Genomic DNA, 17,968 nt, shown 5'->3' with positions numbered 1-17,968 from the left:
ATGCAGTTTGTTCTACTTCATATAGATTAGGAAAATGAGTCGTGGCCTAGTGGCCGCGGCTTTTTCCGCAATGGAAGGAGAGTGAAGCATGATAAACATAGGTTGGCGAGAATATCCCAAACGATGGATGATCCTGTTGATCGCTGCTGTTTGTTTTGTCGGTATAGGAATCTGGCTTATCTTCAACCGAAGTGAACAACCCGCTCCGCCACCGGTTGTGGACAAACAGAGAACGGCCGAAGTTTGGTTAACCACGGGAGATCAGCAAAATCTGCTTGCACGACAGAAGCCCATTCCAATTACCGATCACCATGATGCAGACACAAGTTCTTCAGTTTCTTCAACGCAGGAGCCAGACATTTCTTCGTCGGCGTTCACCATACAGATTGACCCGGACAAGACGTATCAGACCATGGATGGTTTTGGCGCAGCGATGACGGGTTCATCGGCACATCTGATCAACGAGCTCCCAGAGGAACAACAAGAGCAACTGCTGAAGGAACTGTTTACAACAGAAGGGCTGAACATGGATATGGTGCGTCATACGATTGGTGCCTCCGATTATTCGGTAGATGAATCAGGTGTAGCTTCGAGTTATACCTATGATGATATCGAGTCTGGCAAGGACTATGACATGGAATACTTTTCGATCGAAAAGGATCAGGAAGTTGTGAATATGCTGGAGCGTGTAGCTAGTCTTAAATCGGATCTTAAAGTATTTGGCACACCGTGGACGGCCCCAGCTTGGATGAAATATGGAGAAAAGACCACTAACGGCTGGTATCTGGATTACAACGATCCCCAGGTGTATGAAGCGTACGCGAGATATTTTGTGAAATATATCAAAGCTTATCAGACAAAGGACATTCCCATCTACGGGATCACGTTGCAAAATGAACCGGAGTTCACCTCGGACAAATATCCGAGTATGAGTATGGGTGCCGATGAACAAGCGATGTTCATACGGGATTATCTAGGCCCTGCGCTACAGGATGCGGGACTGGGTACGCGAATCATCGCGTATGATCATAACTGGGATCAGGCGGTTGATTATACCAGCAAGGTGCTTGGTGATGAGCAGGCTGCTGCATATATCGATGGATCTGCTTTCCACTGTTATGCAGGTGATCCATCTGCCATGTCGGAAGTGCATGAGCGCTTCCCAGACAAAAATATTTATTTTACCGAATGTAGTGGTGGGGAGTGGAGTCCTGATTTTGGCGAGAATCTGAGCTGGCAGATGTCCAATCTCATCATTGGTGCACCTAGCAACTGGGCAAAAAATGTGCTGCTCTGGAACATCGCACTCGATCCGCAAGGTGGACCCACGAACGGTGGCTGTGAGAACTGTCGTGGGGTTGTGACGATTGACCCGGACAGTGATGAAATCACTAGAAATGTCGAGTATTATGTGTTAGGCCACATCAGCCGTTATGTACGTCCGGGAGCTGTGAGAGTTGATTCCACGCAAGAACAGGGCAAGATCGAGAACGTAACCTTCCGCAATCCGGATGGAACGATGGTGCTGGTTGCAGCTAACACGGGTGAGGCAGAAGTTTCCTTTGATGTAGTCATGAGCGGAGATTCGTTTCGATATATACTGCCTTCCCAATCGGCAGCAACCTTCCGTTGGAAGCCAAAAACGCAGGTAGAACGTTGACTCAAGCTTGGAAATTATGGGTACAGATTGAATGATGGACATGGTAAAATAAACGTAGAGTTATTTCAAATTTGATGTATTAAACAAGTCCGATCCCAGGATCGGGCTTTTACATAACCTTTTACTTTTAATAGAAAAGGAGCATACGTCGGACATGTTAGTCGTTGCATATCGGGAACAGGATCATGACAAGTTGGTTGAGATTTGGGAGAGTTCTGTTCGGGCAACACATACATTTTTGGAAGAGCATCACATTCAGTTCTACAAAAAAGTGGTGAGTCCTTCAAAATAAAAGGTCGTCACCTCAAGGTGGATGTTAATGAGCAGAATACTGGGGCAGCCCGATTCTATGAAAAGATGGGATTTGTACAGACAGGTCGTTCCGAATTGGATAGTTCCGGTAATCCGTTTCCGCTGTTGCATCTGGAGATCAGACAGGAAGAGGCCGAGAGATTGTCGTAATGGATAGACCATGAGTTATAAATGACCACGAAGAGGAGTGTGCAGGATGACACAGATCAAGGTGACACCGGAACAACTGGAGACGGTCAGTGGGCAGTTCGCTCAGGCACATCAGCAATTATCGGGCTTCATGTCCACATTGGACGGCAAGATGAGTGTCATGCGGAGCAACTGGGATGGCATGGAGCGTGAGCGTTTTTATAACGATTATTCAACGGCTCAAGGCACGATGAAATCTGTTCTGGAACTGGTTCTGTCCATTCAGTCGGAGCTTAAGAAGATTGCCGAGCGTTTCCGCATGACAGATGAAGAGGCGGTGAGCCAGGCAATCATGACGGCGCTGACCGCAGCGCGGGCGCTATCAACCATGGGCAAAAATAAAGGCGATGATCTGGACAAAACGCCAGGTCCACCAAAGAACATGGATGAATGGGATGAGAAGGATGCCGAGAAATACCAGAACTATGAGGAAATGCTGAAGAAAGCCAAAGAGATGGGTGACGAAGAACTGGCGCAACAGATTCAGGCCAGCATGAACATCATTCGGCTTCAGTATGAAGATGTAATCTATCAGACTGACCCCAATACGGGCAAGACGGTGAAAATTACCGAGGATTCCATCGTAGGTACGTATCAGGTGAAAAGCGACAAGGGCGAAACAACCACCATCAGTCTGGATAAACAGGGCAATGTGGTGGACTATAGCAAGGATACGGAAAAGTATAGGTATTCGGAGCAAACGCACACGACCAGTCAAGGCGAGCATCTCTTTGGCAAAGCAGCACAAACCGCTACAGCCTACGGGATTGGTCTGCTGCTCACAAGCAAGACGGGCTCTGCCTTTACAGAACATGCCACTGGACTTGGTTCTTCCTTCGTCGCGGACAAATTCCTGTTCTCCGTGCCGGAAGAAGGCGAGACACGTACGATGATCTACCGTACCAATAAGGACACGGGCAAAATTGAGAATATGATCGTGGTCACGCGCGGCGACAACGATATTGAATATACTCCGTGGCGGGAGTACTTCTAAGCCACGGATGGGGTTGGCAAGCGGGCAACACAGGGCAACCTGATTGCTGCCTGCTTGCCAACCCACCGCATGGAGCCATGTGGTTGTGTATCACATGGCTATGCGTGTGGAGGGCAGGCGGCTTATCCGTGAGCCTGCCCGTAGAGAAACACCCCGGCAACCTTCTCCCTGAGATGGGAAGGTTGCCGGGGTGTTTTGGATTCTTCTTACCGATTAGCCACGGTCGAAGGACCGGGCCGGAAGGAGGGCTTTTTTTGCCAGAGATTAATGTGTCTCTTCATCCAGAAACGGTTTGTTCACCGCATAATACATAAAGCCCATCAGCAACACACCGCCCACGAGATTACCCAAAGTCACGGGAACCAGGTTGTGGATCACACCTTCAATTGAGATCGTCCCCGGATGGTTCAGCACGAGTGCAATCGCGAACGTACACATATTGGCGATGCTGTGCTCATATCCCGAGATGAAGAAGCAGAAAACAAAGAGCATCATGGCAAACATTTTGGCTCCATTCTCCTTCATAAACATTGGAACAAAGAACGCCATACACACAAGCCAGTTACACAGAATTCCCCGGAAAAAGAGCTGCATGGTTGGAACTTCCATTTTGTGTTCTACCACGCTTAACAGAAAACCGTTCACCTGAGACGAGTCGAACAATCCGGTCAGGTAGATTAACAGGGCAAACACAGCTGCGCCCATCAGGTTACCACTATAACTCGCAATCCACAGTTTGATCACTTCGAACCAGCGCAGTTTCTTGCGCAACGCCGCATACGTGTAATAAAACGTATTGCCCGTGAACAGGTCACCCCCGCCATAGGCGATCAGAATGATGGCCGCGCCAAACGTAATTGCCGCCATCGGATAGGTAAACGGGGACTGCTCCATATAAAAGAAGTTACCTGTCTTAAACGCCACGATGACGCCGAATCCGATAAACATACTGGCCAGCATGGAGCGTGCGAGGTACCTGATTAAACTTTGTTTATAAATCTTGTGTTTCTTCAGAGCTAGTTGTTCCACGTTGCGTAAAGCTTCCGTTTCCATAATTCTCCTCCAATAGCATGGTGTCTTGCTTACCATTATAACGAAATTATGGAAATTAGGGAGGGTAAACTTGGTTTATTGATTATTACTTCGTTGTTTCGAATGCAGTACCCGTATTGCAGAAGAGCCAAAATCAGGATCGGATTGAAGTGATTCTAACGCGGATGCTGCACCATTAACTTGTTGATGTGCAACAAGAATAGCAAAGGCAGCTCCTCTGACTAATATGTTTTCTTCACCACTGATTTCGTTAAAATCAGGGTGTTCATTGTTGTTATTATGATTCATATCAGACATGTCAGACATATCCTATCGTTCATCTCCTGAAGAATATTAAGATTGGGGTGGAAGAATGATTGGACGGGCAGCTAAGGCTTCTTCCACAATCTGTTCAGGTGTCAGGTCTCGATCATCCCAGAAAATCAGATTACTGATCTCCGCATGTGGAACCTGCTGCTGTAGCTCTGTTAACATGTCATCCAACTCGGCTTCCGTTCCTTCAGAGTCCATCAGTTTGCGAACCAATTCTACCAAATGTAATCTATTGTCCATATCGATACCTCCTGAATGATTCATAGTGTGAACAAACTAGTCATTTCATGGGTTGATTCAATGGATCATACGTAATGAGCGCCGGAAAAAAATTGGGCTCAAGCATCAGACTAATGCGTTGTTCGTCTTGATCAGTATAAGAAATGATATAGTTTCCGAAATGAGACTCGTAGATGAAGTCTTGGAATTGAAAGGAATGTTCGGGATACTTTATCTTCACATATAACGTAGTAGCTCCTCGGGCTAAGGTTTCTTTTAACATAGGAATTTGGGCCACAATGATAATAGTAATAAGAACAATTAGTATACGTTTAGCGAGACGGGTCAGATGGATTCACCCCATTATCGTAAATCAATTTTCAACAATTCATGAAGGCCCATCTCAAAATAGATATCACTCCATAAGGATAGCCAGATTACCAAACTGCTCGCCTTTTTCCATACGTTCGAATGCTTTTGCTACGTCTTGCAATGGATATACGCCATCAATTACAGGGTGTATGTCATGTTGCTCGACCCATTGCAGCATCTGGATAAACTCCTCACGGCTGCCCATAGAGGTGCCGATCAGACTGATCTGCGGGAAGAAGATAGAGCGAATGGGTAGGGTCAGATCATCCCCCGAACTTGCACCATACATCACGATACGTCCACCTGGTCTGATTATATCAAAATATTTTGGGAACATGGCTTGTCCGATGCTATCCAAGATGATGTCCACAGGTTCCAGATCGTTCTGCGTACTCCAATCGGCATGACTATCCAATGCATGGGTAGCACCCAAGCGCAGTGCCTCATTTCTTTTGGCTTCACTTCTGGAGGTGACGGTCACCTTGGCACCAGCCGCTACCGCCATGAGCAGGGCATAGGTTGCAACACCACCGCCAATACCGGGAATGAGCACATGTTCACCTTTCTTCAATACGCCGCGAGTGAATAAGGCGCGATAGGCCGTCAGCGCTGAAAGGGGCAATACGCCTGCTTCCTCCCAGGACAGGTGGGCTGGCTTAGGCAGGGCATTTTCAGCAGGTAACGTTATATATTGAGCCAGTGTTCCATCCGTAGGGCCACCGACAATATCGGGTACGGTCGGCACTTCAGATGCATGTTCCCAACCGAGTGTAGGATGGATAATGACTTCATCTCCTATCGCGAACCCTCTTACGCTTTCGCCAATCGCTACGACAATACCTGCTCCATCGGAACCGGGAACGAGCGGGGTGTCCTGGGTTCCTCGTCCTGCCATGATGAATAGATCCCGATGGTTGATTCCAGCGGATTTTAATTGAATCTGCACTTCCCCGGCTTCTGGTGCCCGAGAGATTGACTCTGTATATTGAAGACCTGCAAGGCCGCTCTGGGCCGAATGGACAATAGCTTTCATGTTCAATATTCCTCCTGTCTGTGTAGCTAGATTTCACTACTGAGCCTCATTGTACAGACGGAGCAGATTCACGTAAAATGAACAAAAATGATTGTCAGTATCATTAAAAATAATAGATAAGCACTTTGCATGAATCGGATGATGCAGAATGCCGATATAACGACGAGCAGGTGATCAGGGTATGGATGCAGGTGATTTGAAAATATTTCAGGCGGTTGCCCGCGAAGGTAGTATCAGTAAAGCTGCGCTCTCACTTAATTATGTGCAGTCCAATGTAACAGCACGGATTAAACAGTTGGAGACTCAACTGCAAGTACCGCTATTTCATCGTTCCAATCGGGGGATGTCGCTTACACCAGCAGGCGAGAACCTGCTTGGGTATGCGGATAGAATATTGGAATTATTATATGAAGCAGAGCAGGCCACACAAGTGGGTAACCCACCAGCTGGCATGCTTCGTCTGGGTTCCATAGAGACAGCAGCTTCTACTTTTCTGACGCCGCTCTTGGCTGAATATACTTCATGCTACCCGGAGGTACAGCATTCGCTTGTCACGGGTGGGACCCATGAACTGAACCAGAAGGTGATTCAACATGAATTGCATGGCGCGTTAATATATGGCCCAATCGATCATCCTGAGCTGAACTATATGAAGATGTATGACGAGGAATTGGTGTTGATCGCTGAACCTGGAGTACATGAGATGTGCACGTTATTGTCCAGGCCGATGTTGTTTTTTGAGATCGGATGCACTCATCGCACTCAGGCGGAATCCTTTTTGAACGATCAGGGTATCCACACGCTTAACATCATGGAATATGGAACACTGGACACGATTCTGAATGGTGTATCTGCCGGGCTCGGCGTATCATTGCTGCCACGTTCTTCGGTTACCAAAGCAGAATTAAGAGGTGAGATCGCGGTGATGTCTTTGCCTGATCCCTATTGTCGGTTGGAAGTAGGATTTGTGTATTCCCGTGGTGAACATATATCTAGTGCACTCAGCGCTTTGGTTGAGATTATTACAGAACCAGACCTATAAGAGGTTGTTCAAAAGTCCGTTTATGAACATGCACTATAAAGGAGTGAGTGATCTTGAAAGAAACTGCGTTAACGTTGGGTGATGCATTTAATCAGGCAGACTTTATTGTAGGTGGTCATGGCAGTCGCCAAGTGAAGGTACTTCAGAACGTACTGGACCAGATCGATGGGGAGTTGTTCAGTGACCACTACGGGAACGGCCCACTCATTGAAGAATTTCAGCAACAGATGGCTGACGTTCTTGGCAAGGAATCGGCGGTATTTTTTCCAAGTGGAACGATGGCGCAGCAGATTGCATTACGGATCTGGTGTGACCGCAAAGATGTAAAACGAGTAGCTTACCACCCTCTGTGTCATCTTGAAATCCATGAGGAAGACGGACTGAAAGAGTTGCATCAGATTGAATCAATTTTACTGGCGGACAAGGATCGTTTGATTCGTTTGGAAGATGTACAAGCGCTTGATCAGGACATTGCCTGTCTGCTGTTGGAACTTCCGCAACGCGAGATTGGTGGGCAATTACCGGCGTATGAAGAACTGGAAGCGATCTCGGCCTATTGCCGTGAACGCGGGATTAAGCTGCATCTGGACGGGGCACGCCTGTTTGAGATTACTCCCTATTATCAGAAAACGTCTGCGGAGATTTGCAGTTTGTTTGATACGGTGTATGTATCCTTTTATAAAGGCATTGGAGGTATTGCGGGGGCTATATTGGCGGGTGATCCGGATGTGATGCAAGAATCGAAAGTATGGAAACGTCGGCACGGCGGAGATCTGATCGGCCTGTATCCGTATATTCTGAGTTCTCAGTATTATTTCAATGAACGGATTGGCAAAATGGAGTTGTATTACGAGCAGGCTCAAGAACTAGCCTTCTTACTGAATGCGTGTCACGGAATACAAACCTTACCCGAGGTGCCGGTATCCAATATGTTCCATGTGCACTTTGCGCTCGCTGCTGCCGAAGTTGAACCAATTCTCGTGCAAATGGCTCAGCAGTATGGCATAGGAATGACTTCATATCTGAACAAAACAAGTGGGAACAGCTGTGCCTTTGAATTGTCTACGGGTGATCGTTATGAGAAAGTTCCTCAGGACAAGCTGCGTGCAGCACTGGAATGGCTGGATCAAGAGTTGCGTAAACAGGTGAGATAAGAAGTTGATTTTAATGCTCGACTCTTGTTTGGGTAAGGTGTTGCGCTTCAAGGAGAACTATTGAATTCACAACGGCTGATCAGTGGAGAAAAGTACCTTAAGGGGGAGTTCAAGTGACGTCAATAGAATTGGAACCGATTCGTGATCTTTTGGTGAAGGCCTACGATACAACAATGGGAGATGGATGTACTCCTGAGAAACAACAGAGCATTGAGGATTTTGAGCAAAAGCATAATGTGAGACTGCCCGCAGCGTATCGCGCACTTTTACTTGAGTTCGGTGCATGTAACTTCGGCGACCCTGCCTTGTATTCGGTGAAAGAACTAAGCTGGGCTTATCCGGATTTTTTGGAAGTATACCGTGAATATGAGAAAGAATACGAGCTGCCAGCTGACCTCCAGCCTTTCCCGATTGGTGGATTTGGTGAAGGAAGTACGGCTATACTGGATCAAAGTTCAGGCAAGATAATGATGTTGATCCACGATGCAGGGGAAACTCCTCTGCGGGAAATTGCTGTGGACTTTAATGAATTGATGACGATGCTGGCTGAGTCGGCAATCTGGGTTCAGGAACAGATGAATTAACAAGGTAGACGGAAGGATGCGCAATCGGCTTATGGATATTCGGAAGTTAAGATACTTTATCACCGTGGCAGAAGAACTTCATTTTCACCGTGCAGCGGAAAAATTAAATATGACGCAACCACCGCTGAGCCAGCAGATTCAGAATCTGGAGGAAGAGCTTGGCGTGAAGCTGTTGGAGCGCACGAGGAAAATGGTTCGTCTTACCCCGGCAGGTGCCGTATTTCTGGAACAGGCCAGACTGATCATGGCCCAACTTGATCGATCTATTCAGCTTACACAAAAGGCAGATCAGGGCATCATCGGGCATATAACCATAGCCTTTGTGGATTCGGCTTCGGGGAGCATTATGGTGGATGTTCTTAGGAAATTTCGCGCTGCATATCCGCAGATTGAATTGACGCTGCGTGAGATGACTTCGTCCCAACAATTGCAGGCACTGGAAGACGGACAGATCCATATTGGATTTTTGAGATATCAGGAAGATACTCGTCATGTCTCGTTCCGCCCCTGTCAGATGGAAACGTTGATTGCCGTATTGCCAGATCATCACCCGTTGGCTTCTCAGACTCAAGTTTCAATTCGAGAACTGGCGGATGAAGATTTTATTTTATTCCCAAGGCATCTGGGTTCTCCGTTCCATCGTCTCGTTCTGGATTATTGCAGGGAGCATGGCGTAGACCCTCGAATTACACAGGAAGCGATCCAGATGTATACGATTGTGAATCTCGTTGCGGCGGGCATGGGCGTTTCTATTGTTCCGTCATCGGTGGATGTGTTCCAGCGTAAGGGTGTAGTCTTTCTTCCATTACAAGAAAATCCGCCCTCCGTACCGTTGTACACGGCATGGCGGACGGATATGAATCAGGAAGTGGTATCCCGTTTTATGAACTTTGTTGATGAATGTGTTTAACCCGTCTTGGTTGGATCACGCTCAATCCATGGATTCAATACTTCATCAATACGAGTCATGATCGCAGGGTCCAGTTTCACACCAGAAGCTTTTACATTCTCCAATACCTGCTCTGGCCGGGATGCACCGATAATGACGGAACTAACATACGTATGCTGAAGAACCCACGCCACAGCGAGTTGGGGGAGAGTTAGACCAATCTCTTTAGCGAGTGGAACAAGTTGTTGCACAGCGGTAAGAACATCTTCACGTAACCACTGACCAGCCAGTTTATTGAAAAAGGGTGCTCCTGCCTCAGCAGCTGCACGTGATCCGGTGGGCAATGCTGCGTTAGGCGCATATTTGCCTGATAGTATACCCTGAGCAAGAGGAGACCATGTGATCTGTCCCAGTCCTGCTTGATCGCTTGCAGGTACGACTTCTTGCTCAATCACACGCCACAACATCGAATATTGGGGCTGACTTGCAATGAAGGGGACATGAAGTTCCCGCGCCAAAGCGGCTCCTCTTGCAATCTGATCTGCGTTCCATTCACTTACGCCAATGTAATGAACTTTGCCCTGACGCACCAGATCGGAGAATGCCAGAAAAGTCTCTTCCAGCGGAGTATTGTAGTCATAACGGTGAGCGTAATAGACATCGATATAATCCGTCTGTAGCCGCCGCAATGAACCATTGCAGGCTTCCATGATGTGTTTACGTGAAAGTCCGCGGTCATTATGACCTGTGCCGGTTGGGTGACAGACTTTGGTGCATAGTTCAATACTTTCTCTTCGTATATCCTTAAGAGCCTGTCCCAGTACGGACTCTGCCTTGGTATTGGAGTACACATCTGCGGTATCAAATGTGGTAATACCTGCATCCAATGCGGTTCGCACACAAGCTTCTGCTATTCCATCCTCGACTTGCGCTCCATGCGTAATCCAGTTGCCGAGTGAAATCTCACTGACGGTTAATCCACTGTTTCCTAATTTGCGATATTCCATTCATGTCGCCTCCCTAAGTCATCTGGACTCCATTGTAACAATGGCAGATTAATAGGTGAAATATCTTTTAACCTCATCTTTGATACGAAAAAAGTATCAGTGAATCTACATTTTCTCCTGGAGGTATTTGCGATAGAGAGCAGGCGTAATTTCCTCGAACTTTTTGAATATTTTGATAAAATATCCCGATTCATTAAATCCCAGCTCATCACTGATCTGTGAGACAGGCATGTCGGTGACCTCCAGCAATTGTTTGGCCCACTTAATCTTGAGTTTAGCCAGGTAGGTAGTAAAGTTCTCACCCGTTTCCTTGGCAAATAGTCTGCTGAAATAACTCGGACTCAGGTGGCATAGATCGGCCATTTGTTTGAGTGAAACTTGTTCACTCTTGTGACTGTGAATGTATTCAAAAGCAGGCTGGAGCACCGGACTGGAGCTTTCCGTATCACTTGGGCTATTTTTGAGATAAGCATCCGCTATCGCATTGGTCATCTCTTTTTTGATCGACTCGATATTACGAATGGAGTAACCCGGCAGAATGGTGGAGAGGTTTAGAGTCTCCTGATTGCCTGAAGCTTTCTCGAACATTTCAACTAACAGATTTTTGTTTAGCGCTTCTTCCACAATGTAGTTGCAGAGCAGGGATAACATGTTGGAGATTTTCACAATCTCTTCATAGGTCATCACAGGTAGCTGGGCGTAATCATCCTTTAATTCCTCCAGCTTGGCTGCATGCATGGGTACGTTTTTGGACGTGACAATTTGCTCCAAGTCGCTACCCTTTTCCGGATCGGCGAGTTTCACTTGTCCTGCCATGACGGCGCCGATATATTTGCCATCAATCGTGATCGGAATCGCGATATCTATAATATTGAAATGGCATAAATACACATAAGGTTCATTCAATCGAACGGCTTCCAGACCACCGCGTGAATCACATTTTTGACAGTAGGGGAGAAGCTCCGGGTCTTTACGGACATTCTGGCAGAAAGCCTGACAGCTGCTGTGACTGGTTACGGGAATGCCTTTATAATCAACGGTGAGGATCGCCAGTTTGGTTACTGTTGCGAGAGAATCTTGTAGACGCTTCCATTTATTAAGGTCCAGAATTTTATTGATATGCAGATATTCTTTGATCATTGGTGCAACCTCCATAGGCTAACCAGATTCATAATTTAGGCCGTTAAAAGTTAGCAAGTTGTACATATTAAGATGTAATGATGACGGGTAATGTATAATGGGAGGTCAAAATTCAACCATCTCATGACAATAAGATACCATGATTGTGACAAAAAGCAAAAAATTACGATTGTAAATTATAATAATTTGTTATCAAAGTCCACTGTAAACCTGTTGCTCATGCGTTATATTAAGGTCAATTGTAAGAAATTAAAATTTGATGTAATCACTACACTATTTCATATCCTTAGGAGGCATATAATATTATGAGAAAAGCATTTATCAGCCCAACTAAATATGTACAAGGCGAAGACGAGTTGTTGAACCTGGGGTACTTTGTTAAATCCTTCGGAGAATCTGCTTTGCTGATTGCACATCCCGATGATGTACAGCGTGTCAAAGCTAAGCTGGATGCAACAGCCGAGAAATTTAATATTACGTTTGTTGAAAGCGGTTTTAAAGGGGAATGTTCCCGTGAGGAAGTTGCTCGTCTGCAAGCGATCGCAAAGGAAAAAGGATGTGACTCTACCATCGGTCTTGGTGGTGGTAAAGCCATTGATGCGGCTAAATGTGTAGCTGAAGGCGAAGCACTGATCATCTGCCCAACGATTGCGGCAACAGACGCACCAACAAGTCACTCCGCTGTATTGTACACACCGGACGGTTCTTTTGATGACTATGCTTACTTCAAACAAAGCCCAAGTGTGGTTCTCGTTGATACAACGGTAATTGCCAATGCACCAACACGTTTCCTCGTATCCGGTATGGGAGATGCGCTCTCTACATACTTCGAAGCAAGAGCAACAGCAAAATCCTATTCCCGTGTAAACGCAAGTCTGCCAATGGGTTCCCGCGAAGGATTTACCCCATCTGCAGTAGGTACCAATGCGGCACTTGCACTGGCAAAATTGTGTTATGAAATGCTGCTGACTGATGGTGCAAAAGCGAAAGTAGCAAGTGACAGCAACGTTGTGACACAAGCGCTGGAAAATATCGTTGAGACCAACATTCTGTTATCTGGTCTTGGATTCGAAAGTGGCGGACTGGCCGCAGCACATGCAATTCACAACGGTTTGACTGTTCTGGAAGGCACACATCATTTCTTCCACGGTGAAAAAGTATCCTTCGGTACAATCGCACAGCTCGTCCTTGAAAATGCACCAACCGAAGAGCTGCATGAAGTCATGGACTTCTGTCTTGAAGTGGGACTGCCGATCAGCTTGGCGGATATCGGTGTAGATACGATTAGTCAGGAAGAACTGTTGAAAGTGGCAGAGATCGCTTGTATTCCGGAAGAATCCATTCACGCCATGCCGTTCCCAATCACCGTTCCTGAAGTAGCTGCTGCCATTGCAGCGGCTGACCGCATGGGCCGTGAGTACAAAGCAGCTCGCCGGGAGGTAAAATAATGAAGAAAATTATTAACCAGGCCGAACATGTTGTTATGGAAATGTGCAACGGGATTGCGCTTGCACACCCGGAGCTTGAATTTCTGAAAAAATATAAAGTCATTAAACGCAGAGAGATTCAGGCTGATAAAGTCAGTCTGATCAGTGGCGGCGGCAGCGGACATGAACCGGCTCACGCTGGTTATGTGGGTAAAGGCATGCTGGATGCAGCGGTGTGTGGAGATGTATTCGCATCTCCTTCCCAAATCCAGGTATATCAAGCGATCAAGGCAACAGCCAGCAACAAGGGTACACTCCTGATCATCAAGAACTACAGCGGCGACATGATGAACTTCAAAAATGCAGCACATCTGGCTGAAGAAGATGGCATCAACGTACAGTATGTGCGTGTTGAGGATGACATCGCTGTACAAGACAGTTTGTATACCGTTGGACGTCGCGGTGTTGCCGGAACTGTACTGGTTCACAAGATTGCCGGAGCAGCAGCCGAAGAAGGCCGCAGTCTTGCAGATGTGAAATCCGTTGCTGAGAAAGCAGCTCAGAACGTGCGCAGTATTGGTTTTGGATTCACATCCTGTACGGTGCCCGCCAAAGGCACGCCTACATTCGAAATTGCTGAAGATGAGATGGAATTCGGCGTAGGGATTCATGGTGAGCCAGGGATTCGCCGGGAGAAAATCGTATCGGCTGATGAATTGACAGGACGTATGGTCGAAGCATTGCTCGCAGACATGAAGCTGGATAAGGATGCATCCGCTGAGATTGCGGTGCTCGTGAATGGTTTTGGTGCAACACCACTGCAAGAACTGTATCTGCTCAACAATTCCGTTCAGCGTGAGCTTGCTGGACATGCAGGTCTGAAGGTCGCTACTACGTTTGTAGGCAACTACATGACAAGTATCGATATGGCGGGTGCGTCGGTTACGATCCTGAAACTGGATGATGAACTAAAAACGCTGTTGTTCAAGGAAAGTGATACACCTGCATTTAAAGTATCCGGCCCTCCAGCAGCACAAGTGGCGTATTCCGAAGCGCTGGAAGCTGTTGTGGGTGAAGATGCTCCCGTATCTTACGAAGTGGAGACGGATGCATCAGCTGCGGTCATCAAAGGCAATCAATTTTCACTGAACAATGTCGTCTATCTGATCGATAAAATGGGCGAGATCATCATCAAGAATGAAGTACCATTCTGTGAATTGGATTCCCATGCAGGTGATGGCGATTTTGGTATGAGTGTGGCAAAAGGCTTCCGCCAGTTGAAACGCGAATGGAATCACATCATTAACGAAGATAAAAAAGACATCGGATCATTCCTCGATGCATGTTCCTTGGTCATCATGGAATATTGTGGTGGCGCATCCGGCCCAATCTGGGGTTCAGCATTCCGTGCAGCTGGCAAAGCTGTAGGGGATAAACAGCAATTAAACGTTGCTGAATTTGCTGAGATGATCCATGCAGCCGTACAAGGGATTCAGTCTACAGGAGAACGTTCCTTCGGACGTGGCGCCGTTGTAGGTGATAAAACCTTGATCGATGCACTCGTTCCGTGTGCCGATTCATGGACACAAAGCGCGGAGTCTGGCGATGACTTCAAAACAGCATTTGCCAAAGGTGCAGCAGCAGCCGTTGAAGGTGCGAAGAAAACGGAAGACATCGTGGCACGTATGGGACGTGCAGGTGCCGTCGGCGATCGTAGTCTGGGCTACCCGGATGCTGGCGCGTATGCGCTGGGTGTTATTTTCACAGAATTATCCGAGTCGATGAAATAAGATTGGTCACGGGTTTGCCCAGCGTCATTCATTAGACAGGTATAGAGATTGAGTCAGCAAACGTTAAGCTACTATGCAGCAAGTGACACAGGTAATGGCGCCGGACGTCCGGCGCCGTTATGTGTGCCTTTTTTAGGCCATACTAAGTCAATTTTTACATGTTATCATTTACATCTAATTTGAATAGCTCTTTGGACGTATCTACAATGCACTATTATACATTCATTTATCTAGTATTTTATATTTATTAAGGGGACCTTTATGAGAACAGTCACATCATTCTTAAAAAAACCGCAAGGGTTGTTGGTTTTATCACTCATTTTGGTCATTTTCGGCAGCTTGTTTGCTGGAATGTTCAACTCTTCCTTTTATTCCGTTAAGGTCAAAGAGATCAAATTCCAAGCCGATCATGGCACGCTATCGGGTCTGCTCTACATGCCTAAAGGGGCAGGTGCGGATGATAAACGTCCGGTCATTATTACAACACATGGATATCTGAATACGAAAGAAATGCAGGATGCACCTGCTATTGAGATGTCCCGACGCGGCTATATTGTGCTTGCACTGGACATGTATGACCACGGGGATTCCCGCTGGAGTGCAGATATTCCGGTAAAGGATCTGTTCGGAACGTTCTGGATATACTCGCAGTTTGATGCAGCCAAATATATTTATGAGCAGGACTTCACCAAGAAAGATGAGAAAGGCAATGCCTACGTGGCAGTCAGCGGTCACTCCATGGGTGGGTTCTCAACGCTGTTGTCAATGTACATGGACGAGATGAGTTCCCTTCAAACAGGATACCGTATGATCTACACAGGCATCTCAGCAGGTGCGGATTACTCTTACGCTGCGGCGGTTGCGCCACAGGATCAGCTTCAGGCTGCATTTGGCAGTCGGACGGTGGGCATGGTCGCGGGGAAATATGACGAGTTTTTCTTCAACAAATCGGATGAAGAGAAAACAGCCGCAGAGAAAGAAGTACAAGGTACGGTGACTCGCAAGGATTTTGCAGCAACGGCTTCGGGTAAAGCCTTCCTTGGCCTTGCTCCTGATGCGCCAAGAGGCACGACCGATACATTTACCAAAGTACCATCCGGCGATCTGACCGTAGACGGAAAAGTGGTACGTCCTTCCCAAACGGGTGAGCATATTCTGTTTACGCCTAATCAGACTCACCCATGGAACCATTTCTCGCGTACAACAACTGGGCATCTAATCGACTTCTATGCACATGCATTTAATGGTGTGACGTCGCCTAATCAGACCAATGTGAATCTGGATTCGGGCAATCAGATCTGGTGGGCGAAAGAGGCATTTAACTTTGTCGCTCTGATTGGATTCTTCTTGATGATTGTGCCGCTGATTACGTTGTTGATCAGACTGCCGTTCTTGCGCAAAACGGTAACGGGAGAGATTGCAACGGTGTCCGCAGCAGTCAGTGGGAAACAAAAATCAATCTATTGGCTCGCTATCGCATTCAGCACCCTGATTCCAGCGATTCTATTCCCAACCTTGATGGATAAAGAAGCGAATGGATTGAATGTGCTTCGCATCATCGCTCTGATTGTACTTGCCGTGAGTGTGCTTGGGGCCATTATTGGGCTCGTGATGGCTGGAAGCAAGAAGAACGACTATACATCAAGCCGCCGGATGAAAAATATTGCGGTAGGCAGCGTAATTATGGCTATCGTATCTCTGGTGATGTGGATCATCTTCAACTATGCAGATAAGATTGTGGTTACAAGTTCGTACTTCAATGAACCAACAACGAACCAGATTGTGTATTGGGCGTTGGTATCGGCGTTAATTATGATCCTGGTGACCTTTGCCTTCCATTATTTCTCTAAAAAGGATGCAGGAACCCGTTTCAGCGATTATGGTATCAGCTTGAATCCTGTTACGATCATTGCCAGCTTGGTGACCGCGGTGCTCGCAGTAGTCATCGGATACGCATTGCTGTTTGTAGTGCAGGCGATCTTCGGAACAGATTTCCGGATCTGGACGTTTGCGGTCCGTACGTTCGAGAGTGAACACTTCATTACCGCCTTACGGTATACACCGTTCTTCCTGATTTATTACTTTGTCAGTGCAGTTGCTCTGAATGCCAACACACGCGGTAAACGTGGCGGAACGTTACTGACGATTGTACTGAATGTTGGCGGGTTGGTGCTGTGGTTGCTGGTACAATACGGCAAAGACTTTATGACAGGTGTGGCGTTGTATCCAGGTCAGGCATTGAATGGCATTTTGCTCTTTGCACTGGTGCCTTGTCTCATCATCGCTGCCGTGTATGCACGCAAATTGTTTGAAAAAACGAATAATGTATGGCTCGCCGCATTTGTGAACACATTATTGTTCACGATGGTTACGGTGGCGAATACCGCCCTGTTCTGGAATTTGGTTTAATGTAAAAAAAGACATGGAATGCACCTAGGATTACACTTGACCATTCCGATTGCAGACCATACTTGATTTGACACTCAGGAACTACACAGACAGAAAACCTTTCGATCTCTCTTATCCCCGGATTTTAATGATTTTTCCCCTGAAGGTAGAAATCCGGTGATAAAGGAGCACGCTTCGCTTCTTCAGGTCCTTTCTGTCTGCTTCGCTCTTGTGTCTATAATAAGTAATATGTCTGCAATCTCCGTTCCGGTGTAATCATAGCTCAAACCATATCCAACGTTACATTAAACGTGGATATAAGTAAGGGACCGCTCTGTAGCTTGGCTTACAGAGCGGTCTTTTTGATATGGAGGAGCGATCTTGTGTGCCTTAAATTGGATTC

The 17,968-nt window shown here is 46.8% G+C and carries 16 protein-coding genes; 10 read left to right on the top strand and 6 right to left on the bottom strand.

Annotation, left to right across the window (positions count from 1 at the left end; genetic code table 11):
* Window positions 1-88 precede the first annotated feature (88 nt).
* From MKY28_RS21290 to MKY28_RS21280, 3 genes are all read left to right on the top strand, one after another.
* Entirely contained in the window at window positions 89-1,660 is a 1,572-nt protein-coding gene (locus MKY28_RS21290; RefSeq protein WP_340936924.1) for a glycoside hydrolase family 30 protein, read from the top strand.
* Window positions 1,661-1,814: 154 nt separating this feature from the next.
* Complete coding sequence (locus MKY28_RS31735) at window positions 1,815-1,952, top strand: hypothetical protein (protein ID WP_445670905.1); 138 nt, start codon at window positions 1,815-1,817, stop codon at window positions 1,950-1,952.
* Window positions 1,953-2,168: 216 nt separating this feature from the next.
* Window positions 2,169-3,155, top strand: coding sequence for a WXG100 family type VII secretion target (locus tag MKY28_RS21280; protein WP_340936922.1), 987 nt, complete (start codon window positions 2,169-2,171; stop codon window positions 3,153-3,155).
* A gap of 264 nt (window positions 3,156-3,419) precedes the next feature.
* On the opposite strand, the gene MKY28_RS21275 is transcribed toward MKY28_RS21280, so the two are convergent.
* The 4 genes from MKY28_RS21275 to MKY28_RS21260 all read right to left on the bottom strand — a co-directional run bounded on the left by MKY28_RS21275 (window position 3,420) and on the right by MKY28_RS21260 (window position 6,144).
* Window positions 3,420-4,208, bottom strand: coding sequence for a formate/nitrite transporter family protein (locus MKY28_RS21275; RefSeq protein WP_036606169.1), 789 nt, complete (start codon window positions 4,206-4,208; stop codon window positions 3,420-3,422).
* 75 nt (window positions 4,209-4,283) lie between these two features.
* On the bottom strand, window positions 4,284-4,505 hold the full coding sequence (locus MKY28_RS21270) for a hypothetical protein (RefSeq protein WP_339285619.1): 222 nt from the start codon (window positions 4,503-4,505) through the stop codon (window positions 4,284-4,286).
* A 36-nt stretch (window positions 4,506-4,541) separates the two neighbouring features.
* Window positions 4,542-4,760 carry a hypothetical protein gene (locus MKY28_RS21265; protein ID WP_340936921.1) on the bottom strand — a complete coding sequence of 73 codons (219 nt, stop codon included), beginning with the start codon at window positions 4,758-4,760 and terminating at the stop codon, window positions 4,542-4,544.
* 394 nt (window positions 4,761-5,154) lie between these two features.
* The gene (locus tag MKY28_RS21260) at window positions 5,155-6,144 is read right to left on the bottom strand and encodes a quinone oxidoreductase family protein (protein ID WP_282319339.1); all 990 of its coding nucleotides are present in this window, start codon (window positions 6,142-6,144) and stop codon (window positions 5,155-5,157) included.
* 181 nt (window positions 6,145-6,325) lie between these two features.
* Here MKY28_RS21260 and MKY28_RS21255 point away from each other — a divergent pair, with 181 nt between their 5' ends.
* The 4 genes from MKY28_RS21255 (at window position 6,326) to MKY28_RS21240 (ending at window position 9,834) form a co-directional block, all read left to right on the top strand.
* On the top strand, window positions 6,326-7,186 hold the full coding sequence (locus MKY28_RS21255; protein WP_340936920.1) for a LysR family transcriptional regulator: 861 nt from the start codon (window positions 6,326-6,328) through the stop codon (window positions 7,184-7,186).
* Window positions 7,187-7,239: 53 nt separating this feature from the next.
* Window positions 7,240-8,340 carry a threonine aldolase family protein gene (locus MKY28_RS21250; RefSeq protein ID WP_340936919.1) on the top strand — a complete coding sequence of 367 codons (1,101 nt, stop codon included), beginning with the start codon at window positions 7,240-7,242 and terminating at the stop codon, window positions 8,338-8,340.
* 113 nt (window positions 8,341-8,453) lie between these two features.
* The gene (locus MKY28_RS21245; protein ID WP_340936918.1) at window positions 8,454-8,924 is read left to right on the top strand and encodes an SMI1/KNR4 family protein; all 471 of its coding nucleotides are present in this window, start codon (window positions 8,454-8,456) and stop codon (window positions 8,922-8,924) included.
* A gap of 31 nt (window positions 8,925-8,955) precedes the next feature.
* Window positions 8,956-9,834 carry a LysR family transcriptional regulator gene (locus MKY28_RS21240; protein WP_445670931.1) on the top strand — a complete coding sequence of 293 codons (879 nt, stop codon included), beginning with the start codon at window positions 8,956-8,958 and terminating at the stop codon, window positions 9,832-9,834.
* On the opposite strand, the gene MKY28_RS21235 is transcribed toward MKY28_RS21240, so the two are convergent.
* Both MKY28_RS21235 and MKY28_RS21230 read right to left on the bottom strand, forming a co-directional pair.
* Window positions 9,831-10,820 (bottom strand): aldo/keto reductase family protein, encoded by a 990-nt coding sequence (locus MKY28_RS21235; protein WP_340936916.1) that lies wholly within the window; start codon window positions 10,818-10,820, stop codon window positions 9,831-9,833. The two genes, MKY28_RS21240 and MKY28_RS21235, sit on opposite strands and share 4 nt — an antisense overlap.
* A 105-nt stretch (window positions 10,821-10,925) precedes the next feature.
* The gene (locus MKY28_RS21230) at window positions 10,926-11,960 is read right to left on the bottom strand and encodes a PocR ligand-binding domain-containing protein (protein ID WP_036606178.1); all 1,035 of its coding nucleotides are present in this window, start codon (window positions 11,958-11,960) and stop codon (window positions 10,926-10,928) included.
* A gap of 305 nt (window positions 11,961-12,265) precedes the next feature.
* On the opposite strand from MKY28_RS21230, the gene MKY28_RS21225 reads away from it, so the two are divergent.
* The 3 genes from MKY28_RS21225 (at window position 12,266) to MKY28_RS21215 (ending at window position 17,586) form a co-directional block, all read left to right on the top strand.
* The gene (locus MKY28_RS21225; protein WP_340936915.1) at window positions 12,266-13,408 is read left to right on the top strand and encodes a glycerol dehydrogenase; all 1,143 of its coding nucleotides are present in this window, start codon (window positions 12,266-12,268) and stop codon (window positions 13,406-13,408) included.
* Window positions 13,408-15,177, top strand: coding sequence for a dihydroxyacetone kinase subunit DhaK (gene dhaK / locus MKY28_RS21220; RefSeq protein WP_076319325.1), 1,770 nt, complete (start codon window positions 13,408-13,410; stop codon window positions 15,175-15,177). Before MKY28_RS21225 ends, dhaK begins: the two co-directional genes overlap by 1 nt.
* A gap of 261 nt (window positions 15,178-15,438) precedes the next feature.
* Window positions 15,439-17,586 (top strand): hypothetical protein, encoded by a 2,148-nt coding sequence (locus MKY28_RS21215; RefSeq protein WP_340936914.1) that lies wholly within the window; start codon window positions 15,439-15,441, stop codon window positions 17,584-17,586.
* Window positions 17,587-17,968: the final 382 nt, after the last annotated feature.

It is taken from the genome of Paenibacillus sp. FSL R5-0473, assembly GCF_038004565.1.
Lineage (GTDB): Bacteria > Bacillota > Bacilli > Paenibacillales > Paenibacillaceae > Paenibacillus > Paenibacillus amylolyticus.
The sequence above is the reverse complement of the archived record's forward strand: the minus strand, read 5'-3'. Positions and strand labels throughout refer to the sequence as shown.

What these genes read in the sequence shown, in the direction of transcription:
- MKY28_RS21290 (WP_340936924.1), top strand. Translation starts at nt 89, where the DNA reads ATGATAAACATAGGTTGGCGAGAATATCCCAAACGATGGATGATCCTG.
- MKY28_RS31735 (WP_445670905.1), top strand. Translation starts at nt 1,815, where the DNA reads ATGTTAGTCGTTGCATATCGGGAACAGGATCATGACAAGTTGGTTGAG.
- MKY28_RS21280 (WP_340936922.1), top strand. Translation starts at nt 2,169, where the DNA reads ATGACACAGATCAAGGTGACACCGGAACAACTGGAGACGGTCAGTGGG.
- MKY28_RS21275 (WP_036606169.1), bottom strand. Translation starts at nt 4,208, where the DNA reads ATGGAAACGGAAGCTTTACGCAACGTGGAACAACTAGCTCTGAAGAAA.
- MKY28_RS21270 (WP_339285619.1), bottom strand. Translation starts at nt 4,505, where the DNA reads ATGTCTGATATGAATCATAATAACAACAATGAACACCCTGATTTTAAC.
- MKY28_RS21265 (WP_340936921.1), bottom strand. Translation starts at nt 4,760, where the DNA reads ATGGACAATAGATTACATTTGGTAGAATTGGTTCGCAAACTGATGGAC.
- MKY28_RS21260 (WP_282319339.1), bottom strand. Translation starts at nt 6,144, where the DNA reads ATGAAAGCTATTGTCCATTCGGCCCAGAGCGGCCTTGCAGGTCTTCAA.
- MKY28_RS21255 (WP_340936920.1), top strand. Translation starts at nt 6,326, where the DNA reads ATGGATGCAGGTGATTTGAAAATATTTCAGGCGGTTGCCCGCGAAGGT.
- MKY28_RS21240 (WP_445670931.1), top strand. Translation starts at nt 8,956, where the DNA reads ATGGATATTCGGAAGTTAAGATACTTTATCACCGTGGCAGAAGAACTT.
- MKY28_RS21235 (WP_340936916.1), bottom strand. Translation starts at nt 10,820, where the DNA reads ATGGAATATCGCAAATTAGGAAACAGTGGATTAACCGTCAGTGAGATT.
- MKY28_RS21230 (WP_036606178.1), bottom strand. Translation starts at nt 11,960, where the DNA reads ATGATCAAAGAATATCTGCATATCAATAAAATTCTGGACCTTAATAAA.
- MKY28_RS21225 (WP_340936915.1), top strand. Translation starts at nt 12,266, where the DNA reads ATGAGAAAAGCATTTATCAGCCCAACTAAATATGTACAAGGCGAAGAC.
- dhaK (WP_076319325.1), top strand. Translation starts at nt 13,408, where the DNA reads ATGAAGAAAATTATTAACCAGGCCGAACATGTTGTTATGGAAATGTGC.
- MKY28_RS21215 (WP_340936914.1), top strand. Translation starts at nt 15,439, where the DNA reads ATGAGAACAGTCACATCATTCTTAAAAAAACCGCAAGGGTTGTTGGTT.